The sequence below is a fragment of the Streptomyces sp. DF42 genome (assembly GCF_058267695.1).
The window spans coordinates 879,917-902,493 of the sequence record NZ_CM177859.1 but is presented as its reverse complement, the minus strand read 5'-3'; the positions used below and the strand labels follow the sequence as shown (position 1 = coordinate 902,493).

General features: G+C 73.7%; 6 protein-coding genes. 3 read left to right on the top strand and 3 right to left on the bottom strand.

Annotated elements, in window-relative coordinates:
* Positions 1 to 2 precede the first annotated feature (2 nt).
* From ACYUED_RS04225 to ACYUED_RS04215, 3 genes are read left to right on the top strand one after another with little or no spacing between them, the layout of a single operon-like run.
* Entirely contained in the window at positions 3 to 7,748 is a 7,746-nt protein-coding gene (locus ACYUED_RS04225; RefSeq protein ID WP_491290975.1) for an amino acid adenylation domain-containing protein, read from the top strand.
* Positions 7,749 to 7,780: 32 nt separating this feature from the next.
* On the top strand, positions 7,781 to 11,704 hold the full coding sequence (locus ACYUED_RS04220; RefSeq protein WP_491290974.1) for an amino acid adenylation domain-containing protein: 3,924 nt from the start codon (positions 7,781 to 7,783) through the stop codon (positions 11,702 to 11,704).
* Entirely contained in the window at positions 11,701 to 11,913 is a 213-nt protein-coding gene (locus ACYUED_RS04215; RefSeq protein WP_491290973.1) for an MbtH family protein, read from the top strand. Before ACYUED_RS04220 ends, ACYUED_RS04215 begins: the two co-directional genes overlap by 4 nt.
* 281 nt (positions 11,914 to 12,194) lie before the next feature.
* On the opposite strand, the gene ACYUED_RS04210 is transcribed toward ACYUED_RS04215, so the two are convergent.
* From ACYUED_RS04210 to ACYUED_RS04200, 3 genes are all read right to left on the bottom strand, one after another.
* Positions 12,195 to 20,273 (bottom strand): SDR family NAD(P)-dependent oxidoreductase, encoded by an 8,079-nt coding sequence (locus ACYUED_RS04210; RefSeq protein ID WP_491290972.1) that lies wholly within the window; start codon positions 20,271 to 20,273, stop codon positions 12,195 to 12,197.
* A gap of 188 nt (positions 20,274 to 20,461) precedes the next feature.
* Entirely contained in the window at positions 20,462 to 20,626 is a 165-nt protein-coding gene (locus tag ACYUED_RS04205; RefSeq protein ID WP_491290971.1) for a hypothetical protein, read from the bottom strand.
* Between the two features lie 130 nt (positions 20,627 to 20,756).
* Positions 20,757 to 22,367: an MFS transporter gene (locus ACYUED_RS04200; protein WP_491290970.1), complete on the bottom strand. Its 1,611-nt coding sequence runs from the start codon at positions 22,365 to 22,367 to the stop codon at positions 20,757 to 20,759.
* Positions 22,368 to 22,577: the final 210 nt, after the last annotated feature.

Below are 22,577 nucleotides of genomic sequence, written 5' to 3'. Positions count from 1 at the left end.
CGGTGACTCGGTCCGGTTCCGGAATAGCCGACATCCTGCCCCTGTCGCCGTTGCAGGAGGGCCTGCTCTTCCACGCCCTGTACGACGACGAGCAGTCCCCCGACCTCTACGCCACCCAGCAGATCCTGGAGCTGACGGGTCCCGTCGACCCCGCCGTCGTACGCGCCGCCGGACAGGCGCTGCTCGACCGGCACCCCAACCTGCGCGCCTGCTTCCGCCGCCGGGACACCGGACGACCCCTGCAGATCGTGCCCACGGACGTCGAACTCCCCTGGGCGGAGGCCGACGTGTCCACCCTCGGGGAGGAAGAGCGCGACAAGGAATGGGAACGGCTGCTGGACGAGGAGCGCGCCCGCCGCTTCGACCTCGCCAAGCCGCCGCTCCTGCGCTACCTGCTGGTCAGGTGGTCCCCTGACCGCTACCGCCTGCTCCTCACCAATCACCACATCCTGCTCGACGGCTGGTCCAAGCAGTTGCTGGTACGCGAGTTCACCGCGCTGCACGCGGGCGAGCACCCCACCGCACTACCGTCGGCGCCCGCCTACCGCGACTACCTCGCCTGGCTGGGCCGACAGGACCGCACCGCCGCGGAGACCGCATGGCGCGACGCCCTGGCGGAGGCGGGCGAGCCCACTCTGCTCGTCCCCGGCCAGTCGGCCGCCACCACCGTGCTGCCCCAGGAACTGGTCGTCGAACTCCCCGAGCAGCTGACCAGCGCCGGCGAGGCCACCGCCCGGTCCCTCGGGATCACCCTCAACACGCTCGTCCAGGGCGCCTGGGGCGTACTGCTGGGCCGCCTCACCGGCCGCTCGGACGTGGTCTTCGGGCAGGCGGTGACCGTCCGCCCGCCCGAGCTGCCGAACATCGCCTCCATGGTCGGCTTCTGCCTCAACACCGTTCCCACACGGGTCCGTTGGGACGAAAGCGGCACCGTCACCGACCTCCTCGCCGCGCTCCACCAGCGGCAGGCGGCCCTGCTGCCGCACCAGCATGTGGGGCTGGCCGACATCCGGCGCGCGAGCGGAGGCAGCGGCGAACTCTTCGACACCCTGCTGGCCTTCGAGAACCACCCGGCTGCGACCGGTCCCGGAGCGGCCCGGGTCACCCAGCTCACCGGCCGCGACGCCACCCACTACCCGCTCACGCTCGCCGTTCTGCCCGCCCGCCGCCTCGCCCTGCGCCTGTCCTACCGGCCCGACCTGTACGACGAGACGGGCGCCCGGCAGCTCCTGGACCGCTTCGCCGCCGTTCTGGAGGCCTTCGTGGCCGATCCGACGCGCCGCCTGCGCGAGGTGGAGATCCTGCTGCCGGGGGAGCGGGAGCGGCTGCTGGCGCAATGGCAGGGCGAGGCCCCGGCCGGCGGACCGACGGACACCCTGCCGGCACTCTTCGCGCGCCAGGCGACCCGGACGCCCGACGCCACCGCCGTGATCCACGAGGGCACGCGGCTCACCTACGCCGAACTGGATGCCCAGGCCGCGCAGTTGGCCGGGATTCTCGCTGCTCGCGGCGCCGGCCCGGAGCGGCTGGTGGCGCTCGCGCTGCCCCGCTCTCCGGATCTCGTGGTGGCGATCCTCGCGGTCCTCAGGACCGGCGCCGCCTATGTGCCGCTCGACCCCGAGTACCCCGCCGACCGGCTGGCCTTCACCCTGGCCGACTCCGCACCGGTGCTCCTCGTGACCACCCGCGACCTGGCCTCCGGCCTGCCCGCCGCCGGGACCCCCGTGGTTCTGCTCGACGACCCGGACCCCACCGATCCGCCGGAACCGCCTGCTCCCGCCCCGGTCCTGACGGGCGATCATGTCGCTTACGTCATCTACACCTCGGGCTCCACGGGCCGCCCGAAGGGCGTGGCGGTCACGCACCGCAATGTCGTGCGGCTCTTCGACCACACCCGGCACTGGTACGACTTCGGGCCGGACGACGTGTGGACGCTGTTCCACTCCTACGCCTTCGACTTCGCCGTCTGGGAGATGTGGGGCGCGCTGCTGCACGGCGGCAGTCTCGTGGTCGTGCCGTTCGCCGTGAGCCGGGAACCCGCCGCGTTCCTGCGACTGCTCGCACGCGAACGGGTCACGGTGCTCAACCAGACACCCACCGCCTTCTCCGCCCTGGTCCGCGCGGACGCGAACGCGCCGGACACAGGACGCGAACTCGCCCTGCGCCACGTCGTCTTCGGTGGCGAGGTACTGGACCTCGGGCAGGTCGCCGACTGGTACACACGGCACTCCGACGACGCCCCCGTCCTGGTGAACATGTACGGCATCACCGAGACGACCGTGTTCGTCACCGGACTTCCCCTCGACCGGCACCGGGTGACCGGCCGCCAGACCGACGGCATCGGGCGCGCCATCCCCGACCTGCGTCTGTACGTCCTGGACGAGGGTCTGCGGCCCGTGCCGCCCGGAGTCACAGGCGAGTTGTACGTGGCCGGCTCGGGTGTGGCGCGCGGCTATCTGAACCGGCCCGCACTGACGGCAGGCCGGTTCGTCGCCGACCCGTTCGGCGCACCCGGCGAGCGGATGTACCGGACGGGCGACCTGGTGCGCTGGTCCGCCGAGGGCGAGCTGGACTACGTCAGCCGGGCCGACCAGCAGGTCAAGATCCGCGGGTTCCGCATCGAACTCGGCGAGATCGAGGCCGTCCTCGCCGAACACCCGGGCGTGGCCCAGGCGGTGGTCCTCGTACGGGAGGGGCGGCTCGTCGGATACGTGGTCGCCGAAGGCCCGGCCGGCGCGCTCGACCCGGCGGCGGTCCGGCGCCACGCGGCCGCGGCCCTGCCGGACCACATGGTGCCGGCCGCCGTCGTCGCCCTGGACCGGCTGCCGCTGACCACCAACGGCAAGCTGGACCGCGCCGCCCTGCCCGAGCCGTCCTCCGGCCCGGGCGCGGGCCGGGCGCCACACACCCCGCAGGAGGAGATCCTGTGCGGCCTGTTCGCCGACCTTCTCGGGCTCCCCGCCCACCGGGTGGGGCCGGACGACGCCTTCTTCGCCCTCGGCGGCGACTCGCTGAGCGCCATGCGGCTCGTCAACCGCATCAAGGGCGTGCTCGGCACCGCACTGCCCGTCCGGGCCGTCTTCGAGGCACCCACGCCCGCCGGTCTCGCCGAGCGGATCGGCACGGGCGATCAGGCCCGGCTGCCCGAACTCGCTCCCCGGCCACGGGAGTCGGCGCCGATCCCGTTGTCCTACGCCGGACAGCGACTGTGGTTCCTGAACCGGCTCGGCGGCGGGAACAGCACGTACACCGTGCATCTGGCCGTGCGCCTGACCGGGACGGTCGACCGGACGGCCCTCGAAGCGGCGCTCGCCGACGTCGTGGCCCGGCACGAACCGCTGCGCACCCTCCACCCGGACTTCCAGGGCGTCCCCTACCAGCGGATCCTCACCCCGGAGACGGGCCGCCCTCGGCTGTCCGTCGTACCGACCACCGAGACCGGACTCCCCGCGCTGCTCACCGCCGCCGCGGGCCACCTCTTCGACCTCGCCACCGAAACACCATTGCGCGCCACCCTGTACCCGCTCGGCGAGGACCGCGACGACGGCGGCGAACGCCGCGACGTGCACGTGCTGCAGCTCGTGGTCCACCACATCGCCGTCGACGGCTGGTCCACGGCACCGCTGATGCGCGACCTGGAGACGGCGTACACGGCCCGCGTGACGGGCCGGGCACCGGCCTGGGCGCCGCTGCCCGTACAGTACGCCGACTTCTCGCAGTGGCAGCGCGACCTGCTGGGCGAGGTGGCCGAGGCCGAGAGTCTGATGAACCGTCAGATCGCTTTCTGGCGGAACGCGTTGGCGGGTGCCCCCGATGAACTTCCCCTGCCGGCCGACCGGCCCAGGCCCGCGGAACCCAGCGGCCGCGGGAACCGGGTCCCGCTCACCGCCGACGCCGGCCTGCACGCCGCACTCGTCGACCTCGCCGCCTCCTCGCGGGTCACCGTCTTCATGGTGCTGCAGGCCGCGCTCGCCGCCCTGCTCACCCGGCTCGGCTCCGGCACCGACATCGCCATCGGCACACCGATCGCGGGCCGCGCGGACAGCAGGCTCGACGACCAGGTGGGCTTCTTCGTCAACAGCCTCACCCTGCGCACCGACACCTCCGGCAACCCGACCTTCCGTCAACTGCTGGAGCGCGTAAGGGACTTCGACCTGGCGGCCTACGCCCACCAGGACGTGCCGTTCGACCTCCTTGTGGAAGCCCTCAACCCCGAACGCACGCTGGCCCGCCATCCCCTCTTCCAGGTGATGCTGGCCTTCACGAGCCACACCCGGGGCCCCGCCCTCGCCCTGCCCGGCCTCGACGTCGCCCACGAACCCGTCGAGACCGGGGCCGCCCGTTTCGAACTCTCCCTCCACCTCGGCGAACACCGCCACGACGACGGCACACCGGCCGGCATCGACGGCGTCGCCGAATACAGCACCGACCTGTTCGACCCCGAAACCGCCGAACGCCTCACCCGGCGCCTCGTCCGCCTGCTGGCCGCCGTCGCCGCGGACCCCGACCGGCGCATCGGCGACGTCGACCTCCTCGACGACGGCGAACGCCGGCAGCTCGACGACTGGAACGCCGTCCCCCCGGAGATGCCCGCCGTCTCGCTCGCCGAACTCTTCCGGCACCAGGTCCGCTCGGCTCCGGCGGCCCCCGCGTTGAACGGGCTGTCGTACGCCGGACTCGACGCCCGTGCCGACCGGTTGGCCCGTGTGCTGGCCGGGCGCGGGATCGGGCCCGGCGACGTGGTGGCGGTGCGGATGCCGCGCTCTGTGGAGCGGGTCGTGGCGATCCTGGCGGTGGCGCTGGCGGGCGCGGCCTTCCTGCCGGTGGATCCGGGGCTGCCGCGCGAGCGGGCCGACTTCATGCTGGACGACGCTCGGCCCGCTCTGGTGCTGTGTGACACAGCACTGGACGGCACGCCCGGAGAGCTGCCCGCCGCGCACCACCCGCAGCAGGCGGCCTACGTCATCTACACCTCCGGCTCGACGGGCACGCCGAAGGGCGTCGTCGTCGCCAACCGCGGCCTCGCCTCCCTCGCCGAGACGCAGATCGAGCGCTTCGCCCTCGACGCGGACTCCAGGGTCCTGCAGTTCTCCGCGCCCGGGTTCGACGCGTCGGTGATGGAACTGCTGATGGCGTTCGCCTCGGGCGGCGCCCTGGTGGTGCCGGAGGAGACCGGACCGCTGGTGGGCGAGGCCCTGTGGCGGGTACTCATGGACAGTGCGATCACCCATGCGCTGATCCCGCCGGCCGCCCTCGCCACACTCCCGGCGCACGAACTGCCCGACCTGCGAACCCTGGTGGTGGGTGCCGAGGCCTGTCCCGGCGAGCTGGTGGCCCGGTGGGCGCCCGGTCGGCGTATGGCCAACGCCTACGGGCCGACCGAATCGACCGTGTGCGCCACCATCGGCGCGCCGCTCTCCGGCGATCAGGCCCCGCCCATCGGGCGGCCCGTCGCCGGCACCCGCGCGCACGTCCTCGACGCCTGGCTGCGGCAGGTCCCGCCCGGCGAGGTCGGCGAGTTGTACCTTGCCGGTGCCGGCCTCGCGCGCGGCTACCTCGGCCGGTCCGCCCTCACGGCCGGGCGCTTCGTGGCCGACCCGTTCGGCGGCCCCGGTGAACGGATGTACCGAACCGGCGACTTGGTGCGCCGGCCGGCCGAGGGCGACCTGGAGTACGTCGGCCGCAGTGACGACCAGATCAAGCTGCGCGGCTTCCGCATCGAGCCCGGCGAGATCGAGGCCGTGCTGACCCGGCACCCGCACGTCGCCCGCGCCGCCGTGGTCGTACGCGAGGACGAGCCCGGACAGCGGCGGCTCGTCGGATACGTCGTGCCCGAGCCCCCCGCCCAGCCCGACCCGGCGGTGCTCATGCGGCACGCGGAACAGGCGCTGCCCGACTACATGGTCCCCTCCGCCGTCGTCGTCCTCGACGCCCTGCCCCTGACCCCGCACGCCAAACTCGACCGCAAGGCCCTGCCCGCCCCCGACCGCACCGCGCCCACCGCCGGGCGCGAGCCCGCCACCCCCGCCGAGCGGATCCTCGCCGGTCTCTTCCGCGAGCTGCTGAAGCTTCCCGAAGTCACCGTGGACCAGGGGTTCTTCGCGCTCGGCGGGGACAGCATCTCCTCGATCCGGCTGGTGAGCCGGGCGGCCGAGTCCGGCGTGGTGATCAGTCCGCGCGACGTGTTCCAGCACCAGACGGTGGCCCGCCTCGCGGCAGTGGCCCGCGGGCCGGCGGCCTCGGCGGGCACGCACGACGACGGCCTCGGCACGATGCCGCTCACCCCGGTGATGCGGTGGCTGCTGGAACGCGGCGGACCGATCGGCACGTTCAGCCAGTCCGTGCTGCTGACCGTCCCGGCCGGCGCCGATCCGACGCGTCTCGCCGCGGCCCTGCAGGCGCTGATCGACCATCACGGCATGCTCCGCTCCCGGCTCACACCCGGACAGGAGCTGGAGGTCGGACCCGTCGGCGGCACCCGCGCCACCGACCTCCTGGAGCGCCGGGACCTGTCCGAGAGCGACGACCCGCGTGCCGCAGTGAGCGAGGAGTTCGAACGGGCTCTTGGCCTGCTGGATCCGGCGGCCGGGGTGATGATGCGCGCGGTGTGGTTCGACGCCGGGCCGGACCGCACCGGCCGCCTGCTGCTCCTCGTCCACCACCTGGCCGTGGACGGAGTGTCCTGGCGGATCCTGGTGCCCGACCTGGAGACGGCCTGGACGGCGGTCGCACAGGGCCGCACGCCCCGACTCCCCGCCGTCGGCACCTCGTTCCGACGCTGGTCGGAGCTGCTCCGCGACGAAGCCGGACAGTCCGCGCGGATCGCGGAGGCCGAGCTGTGGCGCCGTACGCTCGCCGCCCCGCGCACCCCACTGGGCGCCCGCCCGCTCGACCCCGCCCGGGACACCGGGGCCACCACGCGCTCGCTGCGGCTCACCCTGCCAACCCAGGCGACCGGCCCGCTGCTCACCACCGTCCCGTCCGCCCTCGGCACCGGCACGCAGGACGTCCTGCTCACCGCACTCGCCCTGGCCGTCGCCGACCGGCAGGGCTCCCCGCACGTCCTCGTCGACGTCGAAGGACACGGTCGCGAGGAGGTGACGCCCGGCCTCGACCTGTCCCGCACGGTCGGGTGGTTCACCTCCCTCTACCCGGTCCATCTCGACCTGGGCGGCATCGACGTGCCCGACGCGCTGGCCGCCGGACCCGCCGCTGAGGACGCCGCCCGGCGGATCGGAGACCTGCTCCGCGCCCCTGCGGACCACGGCATCGGGTACGGCCTGCTGCGCCACCTCAACCCCGACACGGCACCCGCCCTGGCCGCACCGCCCGCACCCGAGATCGGCTTCAACTACCTGGGACGCTTCACCGCCCCTGACAGCGACAGCGACAACGGCAACGGAAGCGACGGCGCCTGGGCCTTCGCCGCCGAGTCGTCGGCGCTCGGCGGCGGAACCGCCCCCGGTCTCGCGGCCGCCCACGCCCTGGAACTCAACGCGGTCGTCCACGACACCCGCACCGGCCCGCAGTTGGTGGCCGACTGGTCGTGGCCGGACGGCGTGCTGACCGAGCCGGAGGTACGCACCCTGGGCGAGGCGTGGTTCGCCGCGCTGGCCGCGCTCACCTCCCGCGCCGACAGCTCCACGGGTGCCGGGGCTGACCCGTCGCCGACGGGAGCGTCCCCGCTGGTGCTGTCCGACATACCACTGGACGAACTCGACGAACTCGCCGCGGGCCTCGACGGCTGACACGCACACCACAAGGACGGTGACCACACGCCATGACGCAGCCCGCGCTGGCCGACGTACTCCCCCTCACACCGCTGCAGGAGGGTCTGCTCTTCCACGCCCAGTACGCGCACGAGAAGGACGCCCGGGACGTCTACCTCGTCCAGTTGGTCCTCGAACTCGACGGCGCCGTGGACGCCGCCCGGCTGGGCGCCGCCGGACAGGCGCTGCTGGACCGCCACCCAAACCTGCGAGCGGCCTTCCGGCGGCGCCGCGGCGGCGGGCCCGTGCAGGTCGTCCCGCACAAGGCCGCGCTGCCCTGGACCGAGGCCGAACTGGCCGGGCCGGGCGTCGACACCGAGGGGGAGTGGGCCCGGCTGCTCGACGAGGACCGCGAGCGCGGGTTCGATCCGGCCACCCCGCCGCTGCTCCGCTGCACCCTGGCCCGCACCGGTGAGCGACGTCACCGGCTGCTCATCACCCACCACCACATCCTGCTCGACGGCTGGTCCGTCTCCGTCCTCGTACGGGAACTCCTCGCGCTGTACGACTCCGGCGGAGACCCGGCCGCGCTGCCGCCCGCCCCGCCCTACCGTGCCTTCCTGCAGTGGCTGGACGGCCGGGACCGCGGCGTCGCCGAGGCCGCCTGGCGGGGCGCGCTGGCCGGAGTGACCGAGCCGACCAGGCTCGCCGCGGCGGCCGCGGGCGACCGGGACTCCGGTGCGTTCGCCGAGGCCCGCGCCGAACTGCCCGCCCGGAGCGGGGCGGCCCTCACCGACCTGGCCCGACGCCTGGGCGTCACGGCGAACACCCTCGTCCGGACCGCGTGGGCGATCCTGCTCAGCCGCACGACGGGACACGACGACGTCGTCTTCGGCGCCACCGTCTCCGGCCGCCCGGCCGACCTGCCCGGCGTCGAGTCGATGGTCGGCCTGTTCATCAACACCGTGCCCACACGCGTCCGGCTGCGCCCCGGCGAACCGCTCGGCGCCCTGCTGCGACGGGTCCAGGAGGGGTACGTCGCCCTCCTCGACCACCATCACCTCGGCCTCGCCGACATCCAGCGGGCAGTCGGGGTGCCGGAACTCTTCGACACCCTCGTCGTGTTCGAGAACTACCCTGCGGACGCTGGCAGTTCGGACGGGGAAGGCCTGCGTGTCGTCGGGTCGAGCGGACGGGACGCCACCCACTACCCCGTGACCCTGGTGGCGTTTCCCGGCCCCCGGCTCCGGTTCCGGCTCGCCTACCGGTCCGACCTGTTCGACGCGGACTGGGCGGACGCCACGCTCGCCCGCCTCGTACGGATCCTCGAGGACATCGCCGCTCACCCCGACCGTCCGCTCGGCCGGCTCGCACTCCTGCCGCCGGCCGAGCAGGTCCACCCCTGTCCGGCCCCGGCGACCCGCACGCTCACCGAACTGTGGGCGGCCCAGGTCGCGGCCACCCCGGACGCGGAAGCCGTACGCGACCACGGCCGTGTCCTGACGTACCGCGAACTCGACGCGCTCGCCGGGCAGTGGGCGCACCGCCTCGCCGCCCTCGGCGCCGGGCCCGAGCGGGTCGTCGGCATCGCGCTGCCGCGCACCGCGGAGCTGGTCGCCGCCGTCCTCGGCGTACTGAGGTCCGGCGCCGCCTATCTGCCCCTCGACCCCGCATATCCGGCCGACCGCCTGGCGTACATCGTCGACGACGCCCGCCCGGTCGTCGTCCTCGCCACCCGAGAAACGGCCGCGGCACTTCCCACGGGGACACCCGTGCTCACGCCCGACGACCTCGATGGGGCGGGCACTCAAGAGCACGTCCCCGGAGCGGACCTGGACAACATCGCCTGTATCACCTACACCTCCGGAACGACCGGCCGCCCCAAGGGCGTGACGGCCACCCACCGCAACGCCGCCGAGTTCGTGGCGTGGACGCACACGGAGCTCGGGCCCGAGCGCCTGGCCAAGGTGCTGTTCTCCACCTCACTCAACTTCGACGTGTCCGTGTTCGAGATCTTCTCGCCGCTGCTGTGCGGCGGCCGGATCGAGATCGTCGAGAACCTGCTGGTCCTGACCGCCGACGGCCGTGACGACCGGGACGTGACGCTGATCAGTGGTGTGCCGTCGGTCATGGCGACCGTCGTCGCCGGCCGCCCGAACGTCCCGGCCCGCACCGTCGCCCTGGGCGGTGAGCCCATCCCCGAGCGGCTCCTCGCCGACCTCGAAGCGGCCTTCCCGGGCGCGCGGATCATCAACTTCTACGGGCCCACCGAGGCAACCGTCTATGCCACGGCCTGGCAGTCAGACCTCGACCCCCACGGCAAGGACGGCCCGCCGCCCCTCGGCCGCACCCTCGCCCGCAACCGCCTCCACCTCCTGGACCAGGCCCTGCACCCCGTGCCCGACGGGGTGACGGGCGAGGTGTACCTCGCGGGAGGCGGGCCGACCCGCGGCTATCTGGGCCGCCCCGGACTGACCGGGCAGCGCTTCGTCGCGGACCCGTTCGGCGGGCCCGGGGAGCGGATGTACCGGACGGGAGATCTGGCCGTGCGCGACCGCAACGGGCTGCTGCGCTTCCTGGGCCGCGTCGATCACCAGGTGAAGGTGCGCGGCTTCCGCGTCGAACTCGGCGAAATCGAGGCCGCGCTGACGGGGCATCGGGATGTCGCCGAGGCGGCCGCCGCCGTACGCGAGGACCACCGCGGCGAGAACCAGCTGGTCGCCTACGCCGTCGCGGCCGCGGGCCGGACGCTCACCCCCGACCTGCTGCGCGCGCACCTGGCGCAGACCCTGCCCGCCCACATGGTGCCCGCGGCGATCGTCGTCCTGGCCACCCTGCCCCTCACCGTCAGCGGCAAGCTGGACCGCAAGGCCCTGCCCGCCCCCGGGACCCCGGCCTCGGGGCACAGCGCGCCGCGTACCGAACAGGAGTCGAAACTGCGGGCGATCGTCGCCGACGTCCTCGGTCTGGACGCGGACCGGGTCGGCGTGCACGACAGCTTCTTCGACCTCGGCGGCCACTCCCTGCTGGTCCCCCTGCTGACCTCCCGCATCCGCACCGAACTCGGCACCGAGCTGCCCGTGCGGGCGGTCTTCGGCACCCCGACCGTGGCAGGACTGGCCGGCCGGGCGCACGCAGGGGAGGCGAGCACCGCCTCCGCCCTCGGTACGGCGGCGCTGGACACGGTGATTCCGCTGCGCGGCAGCGGCGAGCGGGAGCCGCTGTTCTGCTTCCCGCCGGTCTCCGGGCTGGCCTGGGGATTCGCCGGACTGGCCCGCCATCTCGACCCCCGCCGCCCGGTGTACGGACTGCAGTCCCGAGGGCTGATACCCGGGCAGCCGCGGTCGGGCAGCCCGGCCGAGGCGGTCGCCGGCCATCTGGCCCGGATCCGGGAACTCCAGCCACAGGGGCCGTACCACCTGCTCGGCTACTCGATGGGTGGTCTGGTCGCCCACGGCGTGGCCACGGCCCTCCAGGCGGCGGGGGAGGAGGTCGCACTGCTGGCCCTGCTCGACTCGTTCCCCGGCGCATGGGCCCGACGGGGCCCGCGGTCGAGCGACCGGCCGGCCGTCCTGCGCAGTCTCCTGAGCATCCTCGGGCGCCCGGTGCCGCCGCTTGACGCCCCGGACGAGCTGACCCACGCCCGGTTCGCCGAACTGGTGCGCCAGGTGCCCGACCTGCCGGGCAGCCTCGACGACGCCGAACTCGCCGCCCTGGTCGAGGTGACGGCGAACAACCGGCGCCTGCTGGAGGAGTTCGCCCCCACGACGTGCCAGGGAGACCTACTGGTCTTCACCGCCGCTCGCGATCCCGACGCGCTTCCCGACCGGCATGCCGCCTGGCAGCCGTACGTGGACGGACGCGTCGATCACCACGATGTCCCGTGCACGCACGGGGAGATGACCGGGCCGGCCGCCCTGGACATCATCGGGCCCGCGCTCGATCGACGGCTCCGGCTCACCACATCCGCCACCGACAGGAGGAACCCCGCATGACCACCAACCCCTTCGACGACGACAGCATCGAGCACCTCGTCCTCGTGAACGACGAGGGCCAGCACTCGTTGTGGCCCCACTTCGCAGAGGTCCCCGCCGGCTGGACCGTCGTGCACGGCCCCGCGAACCGTCAGACGTGCGTGCAGTACGTCGACGAGCACTGGACCGACATGCGGCCCAAGAGCCTGATCCGGGCCATGGGCGAGTGACGCGAGACCCCCAAGTGCCGCCCCAGTGGCGTCACTTGGGGGGCAGGACCCAGCTGAGCCGTCCTCCGAGGCCACCGGACCGCCGGGTCGCACCGGCGTCTCGTCCTGCGACGGGCCGCCGAACACGCCTCGTTCCCGCAGCACCGCGCCCTCCTGGAACACCTGACGGATGGCGGCGGACTCGAAGAGCGGATGGCGCAGGCCGTCGGAACCGGGCAGCCGGCCCACCGCCGTGTCGAGCTCCGAGGAGGCCGCCGTCAGCCGGACGGGATGCGAATCAGTCACTGCCCTCCTTCGAGGGAGTCGAGCCACGCGCGGATGGCCGCCACCGTGGTCCCGGAGTGTTCCTGCAGGAAAGAGAAGTGGTCTCCGGGGACGTCGACCCGCGTGTGCGGAAGCGGCCACGAGGTCCGCCACTCCTCCGCCTCCGCGCCGGCCGCCATCTCCGGGGTCGGCCGCGTGGCACGCACCAGCAGGGTGGGTGTGGCGACCGGTTCCGGCTCCCAGCCGAGGAACATGCGGGTGTACGCGCCCAGCGCCGCGACCCCGGCGTCCTCGTCCCCGGTGAACTCATTGCCGCCCAGACGCGGAGCGATGGCCGCGGGCAGGGCCAGCAGCCACTCCTTGTCGCTGTTGCCGTCGTCGATGAGGTAGGTGTCCAGCAGCACCTGCCCCACAGGAGCGGCCCCCATGGCTTCCAGCCGCCGGGTCACCGTGTGCGCCACGGCGCCCCCGGTACTGGCCCCGACGACCACGAAGGGCCGGTCACCCACGTGCCGCAGCACCGACTCGGCGTGCGTGCGGGCCAGTGTCTCCCGGTCGGCCGGCACCGCGTCACCCGCACCGATGCCGGGATGCGGGAACTCGAGTACGTCCAACTCGCCCTGGAGACAGCCGTGGAAGCGGGCGAACTCCCCGTCCGGAGCGGCGAACGGCGGGTGGGTGCCCGTGAAGAAGACGAGCACCGGGCCGTCCCCGGAACCGGTGGCGCGCCGCAGCGGCGCAAGAGCGTGCCGCCGGCTGTCGGCGCTGTCGAACGTCGCTGCCGCCCAGGACGCGGTGACCAGCATCTGCATCGCGGCGACCACCTGACCGGCCTCGCAGACCCGCCGGTAGAGCGAGGACAGAGTCTGTGCGGGCCGCGGGCCGGATGCCTGCCCGGGGCCCGCGGTCTGCCCGCTGTCCCGTGACCGCCCGCTGTCCGGAGCCCGGCCGCCGTCCCGCGTCCGCCCGGCATCCGGTGCCCTCCCTGTGTCCGGCGGCGTCGCGGGCAGGTCGTCATCGAGCAGGCCGAGCACGTGGCGGGCCAGCCCCTGGGCCGTCGGGTGCTCGAACACCACGGCGGCGGGAAGCCTGAGCCGTAGGGCCGTGCTCAGCCGGTTGCGGATCTGCACCGCCATCAGGGAGTCGAAGCCCAACTCGGCGAAGGACCTGCCCGCCGGGAGCGCGTCGGAGTCCGGGTACCCGAGCACCGTCGCCACCTCGGCGTTCATCAACTCCGTGAGTGCGTCGGCCCGTTGAGCCGCAGGCAGCTCGGCCAGCACCTCGCGCCAGGCTCCCGGTTGCCCTGGCTGCTCGGGGCCGGGGCGAGCACTCCCGGCGGCGGGCGTGCGGGGGCGCACCAGCCCGCGCAAGAGCGGCGGAAGGGGCTCCACGGCGGAACGCAGGCCCGTCCGGTCCAGCAGGGCGGGCGCCAGCACGGGCTCCCCTTCGCGGAGCGCCGCGTCGAACAGGGCCAGCCCCTGTGCCACGGTGAGCGGCCGGAGCGTGTCCCCCTTCCACTGCCGCGGGCCGGCCATACCCTCCTCGGACTCCCACGGTCCCCAGGCCAGGGAGACCGCCGGCAGCCCCAGTCGGGCACGGTGGCGGGCGAGGGCGTCCAGGAAGGAGTTCGCCGCCGCGTAGTTGCCCTGCCCGGCTCGGCCCAGCAGACCGGACACGGACGAGAACAGGACGAACGCCGACAGGTCCAGGTCCAGGGTCAGCTCGTGCAGGTGCCAGGCCGCGTCCGCCTTCGGCCGGAGCACCGCGGCCATCCGCTCGGGCGTCAGCGCCGCCAGCACGCCGTCGTCCAGAACCCCGGCGGCATGCACCACGGCGGTCACCGCGGGTTCACAGCCGTTGATCACCTCGGCCAGCGCGGCCCGGTCGGCCGCGTCGCAGGCCACGATCCGCACCTCGGCGCCCAACTCCGCCAGTTCCTCCCGCAGTTCCTCGGCCCCCGGCGCCTGCGGCCCGCGGCGTCCGATCAGCAGCAGATGTCGTACGCCGTACGACCTGACGAGGTGGCGGGCGAGCTCCGCTCCCAGCGCACCGGTGCCGCCGGTGATCAGTGCGGTGCCGTCCGGCCGGAGGGTCACGCCGGACCCTCCGGTTGCCGCGACGGCCAGCCGTGGCGCCGCCAACTGCCCTTCGCGGATCGCGAGTTGAGGTTCGCCAGTGGCCACCGCCGCGGGCAGCCGCCGCAGTGAGCCGGGCCGGTCGTCCACGTCGACCAGGACGATGCGTCCGGGCAGCTCCGACTGGGCGGCGCGCACCAGCCCCCACACCGCGGCCCCGGCCAGGTCCGGCTCGGGCGAGGTGGCGTCCCGGGTGACGACCACCAGGCGCGAGCCCGCCGTCCGAGGGTCGTCCTGCCAGTCCTGCAGTGTGCGGAGCACCCGGTCGGCCAGCACGTGCGCGGCGGTGAGGGGATCGCGGTCCGTGGTCGCGCCGACGGCGGTGACGACGACGGTGTCCGGCTCGGGCGGGGCGGATTCGGGCAGGCCGGAGATCGAACCGCGCAGGTCCGGTCCGTCGTCCACGACCTCCCAGCGCGCGGTGTCCGCGGAGTGCTCGCCCGCCACGGCGGTCCACTCGGGGCGGAACAGAGCCCGTCCCGCCAAGTCATCGGCAGCGGTGGGGAGTTCACGTGTGGTCAGGGCGTCCACCCGGGCCACCGGGCGGCCCGCCGGGTCTTCGAGCGTCACCGCGACCGTGCCCGCCCCGTCCGGAGTGACCCGTACCCGAACCGCCCTCGCGCCCGCCGCGTACAGGCGGAACCCGTTCCACGCGAACGGCACCCGGACAGCACCGGATTCGGGCGCGGAGTCCATGAGCAGCGGCGCGTGCAGTGCCGCGTCCAGCAGGGCCGGGTGGATCCCGAAGCGGCCGGCCGCCACCGACTCCCCTTCGGGCAGGCGGACTTCCGCGAACACTTCGTCGCCGCGCCGCCACAGTGCCCGCACGCCACGGAAGGCAGGCCCGTAGGCCAGACCCGTGTCCGCGAGACCGTCGTACGCGTCGGTGAGATCGATCCCGGTCGCGTCCTGCGGTGGCCACTCCGTCCCGCGCGGTGCCGCCGGCTCCGGCGCCGGACCCACCAGCCCCGTGGCGTGCCGGGTCCAGGAGCCGTCCTGCGCGTCCTCCGCATCCGCCTCGTCCGGCCGGGCGTAGACGTCGACGGGTCGCCGGCCCGCAGTGTCCGCCGCGCCCACGACGACCTGGAGGCGTACGGTCGTTGCCGGGGGCAGGGTGAGCGGGGCGAGCACCAGCAGTTCGTCGAGGGCGCCGCAGCCGACCTCGCCGCCCGCCCGAACGGCCGACTCGACGAACACCGTCGCGGGGACGAGCACCGTCCCGGCGACCACATGGTCCGCGAGCCACGGATGGGCCGTGAGCGAGACCCGGCCGGAGAACACCGTGCGGTCGGTGTCGGGCACGGCGAACCCCGGACCCAGCAGCGGGTGACCGTGCGCGGACGCCGTGGGGTCCGGGGTGCGCGGCGCGTCCAGCCAGTACCGCCGGCGCTGGAAGGCGTACGTCGGCAGGTCCACCCGCCGGGCACCGGTGCCCGCGAACACGGCGGGCCAGTCGACCCGCGCCCCGCGCACGTGCAGCCGAGCCACGGCGGACAGAAGCGACTTCGGCTCGGGCTCGCCGCCACGAGCGGCGGCGACGCACAGGGCATCACCGGCCAGGCAGTCCTCGGCCGCGGTCGTGAGCCCGGCACCGGGGCCGACCTCCAGGAAGGCCGAGACGCCGTTGTCCCCGAGCGAGCGCACGGCGTCCGCGAACCGCACAGGCCGGCGGACGTGCCGCACCCAGTACTGAGCGGAACACAGGTCGCCTGCCTCGGCCGGACGGCCCGTCACGGCGGAGGCCATCGGGATCCGCGGCGGCCGGAACGTCAGCCCCTCCGCGACCCGCCGGAAGTCGTCGAGCATGGGCTCGACCAGGGGCGAGTGGAAGGCATGACCGACCCGCAGGCGTACGGTCCTGCGGCCGCGCGCCTCGAAACCGGCCGCGATGGCGAGCACCGTCTCCCGTACCCCGGAGATCACCACCGAGCGCGGACCGTTGACGGAGGCGATCGCCACCCTCACGCCGGCGTTCCCGAGCGCCGCGCGGGCCTCGTCCTCCGTCGCGTGCAGGGCCACCATCGCCCCGCCGGCGGGCAGAGCCTGCATCAACCTGCCCCGCGCCGCGACGAGTTGGGCCGCGTCGGGCAGATCCAGTACGCCGGCGACGTGCGCCGCCGCCAGTTCCCCGACGGAGTGCCCGGCCAGGAAGTCGGCGCGCACACCCCAGGACTCCAGCAGCCGGAACAGGGCCACCTCGAAGGCGAACAGACCTGCCTGCGTGAAGTCCGTACGGTCCAGCAGAGCAACCTCCGGCGCACCCGGTCCGGCGGACAGCACCAGGTCCAGCGGCCGCTCCAGATGGCCGTCCAGCTCCCGGCAGACCTCGTCGAAGGCGGCAGCGAAGGCGGGGAACGCGGTGCGCAACTCCACGCCCATGCGGACGCGTTGGGCGCCCTGCCCGGTGAACAGGAAGGCCGTGCGCAGGGCGGGATCCGCGAGGGCCCGCACCGCGTCGGTGCTGTCGCCGCCCTCGGCCAGCGCCCGCAGCGCGGCCGTCATCCGTGCCCGGTCCGAGGCCGGGACCATCGCCCGGTGGGCGAGGGCCGACCTGGATGCGGCCAGAGTGAGGCCGACATCGGCCGCCGAGAGGTCCGGCCGGGACGCCAAGTGGTCCGTGAGACGGCGGGCCTGGGCCCGCAGGGCGCCCTCGTCGGCGCCGGAGAGCAGCCAGGGCGCCGCGACCGCCCCGACGTCCGGCCCGGCGCCGGGCGGCTCAGGCGCTTCCTCCAGGATCACGTGCGCGTTCGTCCCGCCGATGCCGAAGGCCGACACGCCGGCCCGGCGCCGTCCGGAGCCAGTCGCAGGCCAGGGGCGGGCCTCGGTCAGCAGCTCCACCCGGCCCGAGGACCAGTCGGCGTGGGGTGTGGGTGTCTGGGCGTGCAGCGTCCGGGGTAGCTCCTCGTGCCGCATGGCCTGCACCATCTTGATGACCCCGGCGACGCCGGCGGCCGCCTGGCTGTGCCCGAGGTTGGACTTGACCGAACCCAGCCACAGGGGCGGTTTGTCCTCGGGCCGGCCCTGGCCGTACGTGGCGAGCAGGGCCCGTGCCTCGATGGGGTCGCCGAGCGTGGTGCCCGTACCGTGCGCCTCCACCACGTCCACGTCGCCCGAGTGCAGGCCCGCCTCGGTCAACGCCCTGGTGATCAGCCGCTGTTGGGCCTCGCCGTTGGGAGCCGTCAGACCGTTGGACGCGCCGTCGGAGTTGACGGCGGAGCCGCGCAGCACGGCCAGGACCGGGTGGCCGTGGCGACGGGCGTCGGACAGCCGCTCCAGCAGCACCAGGCCCACGCCCTCGGCCCAGGCGGTGCCGTCGGCCGAGGCCGAGAACGACTTGCAGCGGCCGTCGGGTGCGAGATTCCGTTGGCGGCTGAAGGCGGTGAACGCATTCGGGGTCGCCATCACCGTGACCCCGCCGGCCAGGGCCAGGGAGCACTCGCCGGAGCGCAGCGCCTGGGCCGCCCAGTGCAGTGCCACCAGCGAGGAGGAGCAGGCCGTGTCGATCGTGATCGAGGGCCCGCGCAGGCCGTGGACGTACGAGATCCGGCCCGAGGCCACGCTGCCGGTCGAGCCCAGGGCCAGATGGGCCTCCAGCTCGTGCCGGGTGAGACGGCCGGCGTAGTCGCCGTGCATGACGCCCACGAAGACGCCCGTGTCGCTGTCGCGCAGGGCCGCCGGGGCGATACCGGCCCGCTCCCAGAGCTCCCACGAGGTCTCCAGCAGCAGCCGCTGCTGCGGGTCCATGGCGAGCGCCTCGCGCGGGGCGATCCCGAAGAGGCCCGCGTCGAACTCCGCGGCCGTGTGCAGGAATCCGCCGCTACGGGTGTACGAGGTGCCGGTCCGGTCCGGGTCGGGGTCGTAGAGAGCGGCCAGGTCCCAGCCCCGGTCGGTGGGGAAGTCCGAGATCGCGTCCCTGCCCTGCGACACCAACTCCCAGAGTTCCTCAGGGGAGTTGACATTGCCCGGGTAGCGGCAGGCCATGGCGACGATCACCACCGGATCGTCCGGGCCGGTCTGCGCGGCCGGGTCCGGGGCAGCCGCGGACCGGGGGACGAAGAGCGTGCTGTGCACCTGCCGGGCCAGCGCGGCCGGCGTGGGGCGGTCGAAGATCAGCGTCGAGGGCAGCCGCAGTCCCGTCGCCTCGCCGATACGGTCGATCAGCGTCACGGCGCCCACCGACGTCAGCCCGAGATCGGTGAACGGGCTGTCGGCGTCAAGCTGTTCGCGCCCCCCGCCCCCGCGCCCGCAGACGTCTGCCGTCTCGGCGAGCACCGCTTCGCGCAGCGCGCGCTCCCGTGCGTCCGGCGGCAGGGAAAGCAGCCGCAGTCGCAGGGACCCGTCGGTGTCCGTTCGCACGGAGGGGACCGCGGGGACGCCGGCAGCGGGCCGTGCCGCTCCCGTGGCGACCGCGTGGCGGACGATCTTGCCGGACGCCGTGCGGGGGACGGCCCCGATCTCGCGGATCTCGGCGGGCAGTTTGTACTCGGCCAACTGGGCGCGGCATGCGTCGAGGACCCGCCGCGGGTCGAACCCTTCCGGTCCCGGAACGACGTAGGCCACCGGGACCTCGCCGAGGACCTCGTGCGGCGCGCCCACGACGACCGCGTCCCGCACGCCGGGGCAGCGCAGCAGGGCCTGTTCGACCTCCGTGGGGTGGATGTTCTCCCCACCACGGATGATCAGCTCGCTGACCCGGCCGGTGAGGGCGAGATGGCCGTGTGCGAGGCGCCGGCCGAGGTCCCCGGTGTGGTACCAGCCGTCCCGCAGCGCCGGCTCCGTCTCCTCGGGCCGGTCGTGGTAACCGGTCATGAGACTCGGCCCGCGCACCCAGATCTCGCCCTCGTCGCCGACCGTGACATCGTTGCCGGAGCGCGGATCGACGACGCGCACCTCCACGCCCGGGATCGGCGGCCCGCAGGAACCGTCGAGCCGCACCCCGCCCGGACGGTTCGCCGCGATCAGGCCACAGGTCTCGGTGCTGCCGTACGCGTCGAGGAGCGGAGCCCCCAGCAGGTCCTCGACCGAACGGCGCAGGGCCGGTGTGCTCGGAGCGCCCGCCACGACGCAGGTCCGAAGGTCCGGCACCGAAGGGGGCGGCGTCTTGTGGGCCGATGCCAGCAGCTGGTGGTAGGTGGCGGGCACCCCGGCCAGGAGGGTGTAGGAGCCGCCCAGGGCTGCGTGAGGTGTGCGCAGCTCCCGCAGGAGGCCGTCGGGCGGGAGGAGGTCGGCGGTGATCCTGGCACTCGCGCCGACGGCGGTGACGGCCAGGACGGCGAAGGAGTGCCCGAAGCTGTGGAACAGCGGCAGCGGCCACAGCAGCCGGTCCTCGGGTGAGAGCCCGAACAGCGGGGCGTAACAGGCTGCCGCCGACCACAGCGCGGCGCGCTGCGTGGACACGACACCCTTGGGCCGGTGTGTGGTGCCCGAGGTGTAGAGGATCCAGGCCGGCTCGTCGAGCCCGAGGTCATCGCGGGGCGGCCCCGCCGAAGAGGGCTCGGCGGCGACGGTGGAGAACAGGACCGTGCCGTCCGGGGCGTCGCCCGGGACCGGTCCCGGGCCGGTGAGCACGACGCGTAACCGGCCGTGTCCGCGGTCGAGGCGGTGCAGGCGCGCCAGGTGCGCGGAATCGGTGACGAGGACCGAGGCGCCGCTGTCCTCGACGAAATGGGCGAGTTCGGCGTCGGACGACCGGGGATTGAGGGGCACGCCGATCGCTCCCGCCCTGACGACGGCCAGGATGCTCTCGACCATCTCCACGCAGTTGCCCAGACAGATCGCGACCCGGTCGCCGCGCCGAAGGCCGGTGCGGGCGAGGTGCCCGGCCAGTCGACCGGTGCGCCGTTCCAACTCCTCGTAGGTGACGGCGCGCAGGTCGTCGGCGAACGCGATGTGCGACGGCGACCTCTCCGCGTGCGTCCTCAGGAGCTCCGGCAGCGGCCGGATCAGCCCGTCGTATGTCATCTTCCCGCCCCTCCGGCGCGTGCCGGGGGGCACGGCGGCCGTCAATCTCCGTGCAGGCCAACGGGGTTGAGCCTACGGGGAGGGGGCCGCGTGATCGAGACGATCCGGCTCGGTGGCGCGCGGGGTGTCGAGCCGGGCGCAGGGGCGGGCGGTGCGGCGGTCGTGCTCGGTCCGCCCCTGCGGAGGGCTCACTGAGGGCCGGGCTCCGACGGAACCCACTGGTACCCGCTCAGCTCCTGCGGTGCCTGGTGCTGCATGTGTTCGGCCGCCACGCGGGCTTCCGCCACGACGTCGCCGCGCTCACGTAGCAGGCTTTCGTAGACCGGTTCGTTTCCGGCTGGGTCGGATGTCACAGTCCTGTGGTCCTTAATCGTGTCGCGCGAGTCGTCCGGAGAAACACCGTCACGTACGGCTGTGGCGCGCCGATATGGTTTCTGTGCCCATAGTGAAAATGTCCTGTGACACCAGGCGGGCGATGGTCGGTCAGGCGGCCGTGGGCTGCTCCTCCTCTTCCTTGGTGATGCCCACCGTCGCGTCCTGGTCGCCCTTCCCGCGCAGCGCGACCACACTCAGAAGGCAGCAGGCCAGCGCCGCGATGCCGCAGACCACGTAGCCGATGGCGTAGCCGTTGCCGAGGGCCTCCAGGGCGATGGGGGCCGCTCCGCCCGGCGGGGACGAGGGCGGGACCGAGTTGGAGGCGAGGGGCCCGCCCTCCGCCGCCACCTGGCCCGCGGCCGCCTTGACCTCGGCCGAGAGGTGGGAGGAGGCCAGCTTGGACGTGAACTCGTCCGCCGCGCGGCTCAGCGCGATCGCGCCGATGACCGCCGGGCCGAGGGTGAAGCCGAAGTCGCGGAGCAGGCTGGTCGAGGCGCTGGCCATGCCCGCGTAGTGGACCTCCACCGTGTTGACGGCCGTCGACGTGATCGAGGAGACCGTGAGCGCGAAGCCGATGCCGACCAGGCCGATCGGGAGGATGAGCGAGGTCAGCGCGCGGTCGTGGACCGAGAGGGTGGCGGCGAGGAAGTCTCCCGCTGCCATGAGCGCCAGACCGGTACCCAGCACCCACCTCGGGCTGACCCTCTCCAGCAGCCGGGAGATCAGCGGCATCAGCAGCAGCGTCCAGGCGTTGAGCAGGATGAAGGCGAACGAACCCCGCAGCGGGCTCTGGTGCTGGACCGGGCCGAGCCGGATGCTGGTCGCGTAGGCCGTGCCGAGGTAGCTGAACATGCCGACCACCGCGACGAACGACGCCACCGCGAACGCCCGGTTCTTGAACAGGTCCAGCCTCAACAGCGGTGAGGCGGCCCGGTGTTCGGCCACGACGAACAGAGTGATGAACAGCGCGGCCACGACGTAGGCGATCACCACGGGCCTCGCGGTCCAGCCGTCCGCCGGGCCCTGGATCACGGCGTAGAGCAGGGCGAACATACCGACGCCGATGGTGATCTGGCCGGCCAGATCGAGTGAACGACCCTCCGGGGCACTGGAGTTGTGCGCCAGCAGCTGGCTGAGCACGGTACTGATCAGGGCCAGGCCCGTGACGACGATGAACGCCCAGCGCCAGGAGCCGTAGTTGCCGGTGATGCCGCCCAGGACGGGGGCGACGAAGCCACCGCTGGAGAGGGCCGCGGCCCAGATCGTGATGGTTCGGGCGCGGTCCTTGGCCGAGTGCGTGCCCGCGGCGATCATGGCGAGCGACGTGGGGAAGAGGGCCGCCGCGCCCAGACCGGCGATGGCCTGGCCCACCCAGAGCATGTGGATGCCGGTCGCGGAGGCGGCGAGCGCCTCGCCGACCACCAGCAGTCCACCGCCGCCGACCAGCAGCCGCTTGCGGCCGAAGAGGTCGCCGAGGACGCCGAAGGTCAGCTCCAGGACGGAGACGGGCAGCAGGAACGCGTCCGAGATCCAGGTCAGCTGTGAACCGACGGGGTGCAGGTCCTCCTGGAAGAGCCCGTTCAGCGTGGCCGGCATGGCAAGGGCGATCTGCGCGAGACAGACGGCGAAGCAGCCGGCGATGAGGGTGCCGACCGGCAGTCCACCGGATGGTGGTGAGGCGGCGGTGGAACCGGATTGGGCGCGCGTTTCGGTGGACACGTGAGCTCCCCTTTGAGCGGCTTGTGCGGCTGAGGCGGCTTGTGCTGCTTGTGTTCTTTGAGCGGCTTGTGCAGCTTTGGGTGATGCGGGGACGCCGGGAACGCGATGAATGTAGGGCAGTTTTTCGACGACGGTCAATAGATTGCCCAATAACGAAGCGCAGGCCTACGCAGACGGCAGGAGACAGCGACAGCGAGTGGGCGGCGAGCC